This is a genomic window from Cyanobium sp. T1G-Tous, assembly GCF_024345455.1.
In the GTDB taxonomy this organism is placed as follows: domain Bacteria; phylum Cyanobacteriota; class Cyanobacteriia; order PCC-6307; family Cyanobiaceae; genus Cyanobium_A.
On sequence record NZ_JAGQBD010000045.1, the window covers coordinates 1 to 6,126 of the forward strand.

The window sequence follows — 6,126 nt, forward strand, 5'->3', positions numbered from 1 at the left end:
ATCGCTTACCAGAAAGGCGTATATCGTTCCGAGTGCAGAAGTTTCGGTTCTTGGTGTTGATGTAGATACGATCTGCGCAGATTCGCTCGGGGTAGCAGCCATACTCTTGCTTGTATTTCTTAGCTTGTGGAATCAGGTCTTCGGCTTCGTTGTATGGATCCCAGCTGATCCTGTGCAGGAAGGCAAAGCCGTTTCGCACAGACACACTAATTTTGGCGCCAAACTCAACAGCAGCTCTCGCTTTGCCTCGAACAATGGGCCGTACGTGTCTCTGAACCAAGTTCACAATGCGATCGGGCATGCTGCGCATCTTGGAGTACAACAGGATGCTTTGCTGGCGGTGCAGCTCGCTGATCACGAGCAGTTTCTGCCACCAATGGGTCTTCAAGCCCGAAAGCATGGCACCAGAAGTGATCAAGGCATCGATAGCATCAAGATTCCGCTGCAGATGGTCGAGCTGACGGCGTATTGCGGCTTTTATCTTCCTGCGGCGTGGCTTCTTCTGTTTGGCGACATTGAGGAAAGCAGCACGTGCCCTACCACGATCGTAACGTGGCTTGTATTTGCGAAAATCTGAGTGTTGGATGCACAGGTCATCAATGATCCGTTCGGTTGAGTCCCTCGCCTCGTTTAGCAGCTTTAGATCAGTCGGATAGGTGATGTCTGCTGGCGTGCAAGATGCATCGATGGTCAGTGTTCCCCAGTTCTTGTTCTCTGGCCAATCTGCAGGCTTCATGAGGTCATCAAGTGAAATCTGTTCGCCTGATCCGGCATCTGGATCATCAGAGTCGTCGTCTGGGAGTGACGCCACAGCTTCGAGCACCAAGGCCTTGCCGCGTTCGGCAATAAGTTCATTGATCCGTAAGAGATCCTCCTCCGAGAATCTCTTACGGAAATGAACCATCATCGATGGGTCAAATGGTGCCTTAGTGGAATTTCCGGCAAAGCCAAGAAAAAATTGCATGTAAGCATTCTCTCTGATCTGCTCGACGGTCTCCTCGTCGGTTAACCCAAGCCGCTGCTTGATAAACAGCGCACCAAATGCCAGCCTTACAGGCTTTGCAGGAGCACCAGTCGTGGGGCTGAACTGAGGAGCATATGTTTGTTCTAACTCTTCCCATGGCATCAGGGAGGAGAAAATCACCCAGCGATTGTCCGAGTCCAAGGTGCCGCCAAAAGGCACATGGAACTCCTCGATTGTGAGCTACCCGTTATGGTGTTTATGGTACATCTGCAGTGCTCAGCAGTTGTAGCAATCGTCAATTGCCCTGATCGAGGCCAGTTTATCGGGTTTTGATCGCTGAAACAAGCTGCGCTGGAAGCGATCTGGCTTTTTCAGGAGTCCCTTATTAGATTTATGATTGCAAGTCACAAGTATTCAGCTCTTGCCGCCGTACTGGCGTCGGCTTGCGACCTCGTCATTAATGTTTGCTTTTGGAAATAGGCAAGCCTTGGCATTTTGCATTAGGTCTTTCTTCTGAGTCCTTGGCTGATTTTATTCTTGAAGACGCTGAGATCGTGCATAATTGGTTAATTTTGCATAAAGGAATAGCGCAATCTTCGCGGCTTGCGGATATAGGTGCAGCCAAGCCATGCTCCATTAGCTATTTAATTTACTGTTGTATTGCTTTGATTTTTAGCTTGCTTGCCAACGATTACCGACCTGGGCCAGACGGGGCCCGACAAGGGCGCTGGCGGCAAGTACCTGATTCTTCCCCCCGGCGCCACACCATCACACCACGGCGGTGTCGTCGTCACCGCCGTGAGTCAAGGCGTTGCGCTTCATGGCATCGTCCAGGTGGAGGAGATCAAGTTCCTTCAGCCAGATGCCCTGCTCAAAGGGGGCTAAAGCATGAAGCTCCTGACAGGGGTGCGGGTCGCTGGTGGAGCAGGGATGCTGTTGCTGGAACAGGGACCCATTTAGGGTTTGGGATCGGTGGATGGCGGGGAACAAGGCAAACGGTTTATGGCCATAAAGGGCTTCGCACCCTCGCCGTGGCGTTTGCGGTTCGTTGGTTTCCTGAAGCGGCCTGAACTGGCTAAGTTTTTAATCAACGCATTAGTCAACCCGTAATCAACCCACGGGCTTCAGGAGCTCGCCACAATTCCCGAGACCTACTGTAAGCACTTCGACGCACCCCATCTGAACCTCAAAGCCGGCTAACAGATTTGAACCGGTGACCTTGAGTTTACAATGGTTCTTGCCTGGAGATCCACTGTGTGGCATGAGCTATACCCTGTATTTTTGACTTTTAGTCAACCTATTTATCAACCCCCTGTTTTACTTTCTTCATCCAATAAGTATCAGCTTTTGGGTCCTCCTCACCTAATTTCTGATGGGCTAGGCGAACCTAGCTAAAGCTGGATTGCTCCGTAATGCCAGTAGCAGTTGACCCTCGATACGACCATTGGCACTCGCCTGGCTTGAATTTGAGCGGGTCTAGCGGTGTGTCTTGGATGTTCATAGCTTGGCTTTTTTGGCTTGTTTGTTGAGGCCTTGGTCGTTCGTCGCTTGAATGAAGTGCCGTCATGTGGATTTATTGTGATGGCTGCAATAGTTTTTTGCAAGCAAATGCTGTCGCCAATAGAATTAGGGCAGAGCAGAGGTAAATACTCTGTAGTCCATGCAAAAAGGCTTGCGATGCAATGGCCTGATCCCCGGCGTACGGCAGGGGTAGCGCTTGCTGAATATGATTGAGGCCCATGCCCATTACGGTATTCGGAAGGTTGGCTTCTGTTCTGGCGTGACGCCAAAACAAACCTGTCGCGAACAGCAGCAGGTTGCTCTGGCTTGCGAAGCCAAGCATGGGTCCAAGGGCCTCAGCTAACACCAACCAGCCTGAGGTCTGTAGGGCAAAGCTGCTGCCCGCAGCTTGCATCGCCTTGGAGGTGATCGCTGGAATCAGCAGCCCAATACTGATGCCAATCAAGCCATTGCACAGCACCATCAGTCCAACAAGGTGGAATGCCAACGCAAAGACCCAGCCGAGCAAGCCGGCTGTCATCAATTGAAGGCACAAGCTCGTCAGGCGGGGCAGAGAGATCTGCCTGTGTAGCCGGGCCGAAAGGGGAATGCCCAAGATCATGGGAGCACTCATGGCAACTCCCATTAGCGCTGCCTGTTCCATCGACCAGCCGGCCTGATTTCGTAGGTAAAGCACCAGAAAAAAAGAAGGCGTTGCAATCGCTCCAAACAACGCAAAGCGAATTAAAAATCCTGCGCGAAATAGAGAGCTTCGCCAGGGGCCGTCTTCTCCTTGGCGCCGATTGCGTAACCAAAGCCCCAAGCCAATCAGTAGCAGCACTTCAGTACTACGCATCCAGGCGGAATCCAGGGGGCTTCCCTCTGGCCATCGCGTCAACAGCAGGGCCCAAGCACCACAAAACAGGGATCCACCCCAATAGGAGCCTGCCTCCGGGATCCGGCTCACGGCTTGCATTGGTCGTCGCAAACTGAACCATGCCAGGGGAATCAGCAGCGATACCGCCAGGGCTAACACGATGAAAATCGTGCGCCACTTGCCGCCAGTGCCCCCCAAGGAAGCCAGCACCGGCCCTGCTGCCATGCCCACGGCCCCAACTCCAGCCACCAGGGCCACACCCTGATTGAGGAGGCGGCTCGGGGCGAAAACCCACAACACCGCGAAGACCTGCGACGACACAACAGCGGTAGAGACCCCCTGCAAAATCCTGCCAATGACAAACATGTCCAGGCTGGTGGCGTGGGCCGAGATCAGGAGCGCCGTCATAAAGCAAACAAGCGCCGCCAGATAGGTTTTGGCTAATCCCGCCTTTTCCACCAAAAGAACCGCCAAGGGGATACCGATGGCGAGGCTGATCGGCATTGCATTACGTGCCAATAGCAATGCGGTGGGAGTGGTGTGAAAGCTGGTCTGGAGGTCTGGGGCAATGAGATCGGCGATGGTGAAATCGGCCAAGACCAAAAACCTTGAGGCGGCTGCAAGCGTGAGCAGTAACAGATAGCGCAGAGGTTCGGTCATCATTCAGGTAGCCAATTTGCGCAGCACCGCTTGCCGATATTCCATCGACAATTGCAAAGGTACGGCGGCCTTGGGAACGAGAGAGCAGAGGTTGGGATTGTCAAAGGAAAGGCGGTGGGCATTCACGTGCATCCAGCGCTTGTGAGTGGTTTCCAGGCTAAGAAAAGCAATGGCCGCGAGTAAATCGGGGCTACGGGATGCGGCAGCAGCTTTTCGCAGCCGGCCATACCATTGCTCCATCGGATCTAGGCGCAACGCCTCCCCGAGAGCCGATGCCGCATCGATCCAGTCGCGCCATTGCACTGGCGGATCGGAGACCACATGCACGATCAAGTGGGCCTCTGGCGCCAGCACCATCCTCGCCACCCAACGGGCACAGAGATCCACCGGCAGGGCATGCAGGCTGAAGGCATCATCAAAACTTGCGCCAATCCTCAGGGCGGCCCGCAGCACTACATCGAGGTAGCCATGGGGATTGAGCGCGAAGCTCGATCCCGAAGCCAGGAGATAGGGAAGACGGAGCACACTTACCCCCAATCCCTCTGCCGCAAAGCGATAGCAGCTCTGTTCGGCCGCTAATTTGCTTTGGCCATAGCTGCTTAAACCTGCTTTCGGTTGCTCATTGAGCGGTGCTTCTGGCACTGGGTGCTGGTCGCTCAGGTTGAAGCCATTGCAAACTGCGAGCGACGACACCTGCAGAAAGCGCCGAATACCTGCAGTGCTCGCCATTGCCAACAGCTGGGTGGTGCCGCCGGCATTGGTGCGCATGAGTTGCTCAGGAGATGCGGTGAAATTCACACAGGCACCCGCGTTTACCAGGGTGTCGATTCCTTCCAGCAAGTGATCACGCGATTGCTCGACCAGCCCACAATCCGGCAGGGAGAGATCACAGGGCACTACTTCAAGGTCCTCTCGTTCGAGGGCCAGATGGTACTGCTGCTCCGCGAACTTGAGGCGCTGCCAGGCCCCATCCATGGTCTCAGCTCGAACCAGGGCTTTTAAAGGGGTGACACCCAGCTGCTGCAGCTGCTGCAAGAGGTGAAGGCCAAAAAAGCCGTTGGCACCAGTCACCAAAACCCCAGAATCAGCCATCAGAGCGGTGATTCCTCAACCGAGTAGCCAAGCCATTGGCGATAGTCCTCAAACCGATGAGCATGGGCTGCGTAGACCTCCTGAATCAGTGGGTCGATGTTGAGTTTTCGAGGCTGGGCCGAGAGCCGCTCGGGAGCGACGAACCGATCGGCCAGCCCAAGCCAGCTCGAGATCAAATTGAGGCCGGCAGAGGGATCGCGGCAAAGATCTTCGTAGCGCAGCCGAATGGCTTGATGGGCGAGATCCTTTTCGTGCTCAAGATGGAAGTCAAAAGACTCAGCCAACGTGAGCAGCATGGTTTCGAGGAAAGATCGGCTGTGGAGAGAAAATTGCAGAGCGACCTTGGTCGTGGGATTTGCCATGGCCTCGGCATAGGTGGGATCCAGGGTTGCCAGGTAGTTGTTTTGCGACTTAGCCAGATGCCGCCAGGCCATCACCTGGGAGCGGAAGACAGCCAGGGGGTGACGGTGCAAGAAAATGAGTTTGCCATCAGGGAACTCAGTGGCAATGTTGAGGAATCCATCGTAAAAGTCGACTGGATTCTTCAACAACAACAAAGGAGGTTGGTCGACCTGTTCGCTCTTCTTGGTGATGAGTTGTTTTAAAGGATCAAAGCACTTGTTGGAAATGGGCCGCCGTGTATACATGTCGAAGGCGCCATTTTCGAGCAAAAAACCGTATTCCTCAGGTAGATATAGCCCCACCGCCACGCCATCAAAACCCCTGCTATCCCCTTCCTGATCAAGGGCTTTCTGCACCTCATCGCGATCTAGTGGGGGCTCGCCTTGGCGCAGCTGTTGCAATACATCCCAATAGGTGATGCAAGAAATCTGCGGGGATGAGGCCAGAAGTTGGTGCAGCCACGTTGTGCCGGATCGATGGGCTCCAAGTAAAAATAAACACCGCATCTTGCTTTGATTTGAGTCGGAGTTCCCTCTATCAATGCAATAGATTTGGAGGATTTGAGAATCAGGTTCGTCAGGAACACGGGCTGAATCAACACCAGTAGACGAGAATCAATGGAGCTGAATCA

The 6,126-nt window shown here is 54.0% G+C and carries 5 protein-coding genes; 1 reads left to right on the forward strand and 4 read right to left on the reverse strand.

Annotated features, from left to right (window positions below; all coding sequences use genetic code 11):
- Positions 1 to 1,165: IS5 family transposase (locus KBY75_RS15015; RefSeq protein WP_255024534.1), on the reverse strand; the 1,165-nt coding region annotated here is incomplete at its 3' end.
- 480 nt (positions 1,166 to 1,645) lie between these two features.
- On the opposite strand from KBY75_RS15015, the gene KBY75_RS15020 reads away from it, so the two are divergent.
- Positions 1,646 to 1,849 (forward strand): hypothetical protein, encoded by a 204-nt coding sequence (locus KBY75_RS15020; protein ID WP_255024535.1) that lies wholly within the window; start codon positions 1,646 to 1,648, stop codon positions 1,847 to 1,849.
- 688 nt (positions 1,850 to 2,537) lie between these two features.
- Here KBY75_RS15020 and KBY75_RS15025 read toward each other — a convergent pair.
- Genes KBY75_RS15025 through KBY75_RS15035 form a run of 3 tightly spaced genes read right to left on the reverse strand, consistent with a single transcriptional unit; the run spans position 2,538 to position 6,001 of the window.
- Positions 2,538 to 4,001, reverse strand: a complete 1,464-nt coding sequence (locus KBY75_RS15025) for an MFS transporter (protein ID WP_255024536.1) — start codon at positions 3,999 to 4,001, stop codon at positions 2,538 to 2,540.
- Between the two features lie 3 nt (positions 4,002 to 4,004).
- A complete protein-coding gene (locus tag KBY75_RS15030; protein ID WP_255024537.1) occupies positions 4,005 to 5,093 on the reverse strand; it encodes an SDR family oxidoreductase in 1,089 nt (362 codons plus the stop codon).
- Complete coding sequence (locus KBY75_RS15035; RefSeq protein ID WP_255024538.1) at positions 5,093 to 6,001, reverse strand: sulfotransferase; 909 nt, start codon at positions 5,999 to 6,001, stop codon at positions 5,093 to 5,095. Before KBY75_RS15035 ends, KBY75_RS15030 begins: the two co-directional genes overlap by 1 nt.
- Positions 6,002 to 6,126 lie beyond the last annotated feature (125 nt).

What these genes read in the sequence shown, in the direction of transcription:
- KBY75_RS15025 (WP_255024536.1), bottom strand. Translation starts at nt 4,001, where the DNA reads ATGACCGAACCTCTGCGCTATCTGTTACTGCTCACGCTTGCAGCCGCC.
- KBY75_RS15030 (WP_255024537.1), bottom strand. Translation starts at nt 5,093, where the DNA reads ATGGCTGATTCTGGGGTTTTGGTGACTGGTGCCAACGGCTTTTTTGGC.
- KBY75_RS15035 (WP_255024538.1), bottom strand. Translation starts at nt 6,001, where the DNA reads ATGCGGTGTTTATTTTTACTTGGAGCCCATCGATCCGGCACAACGTGG.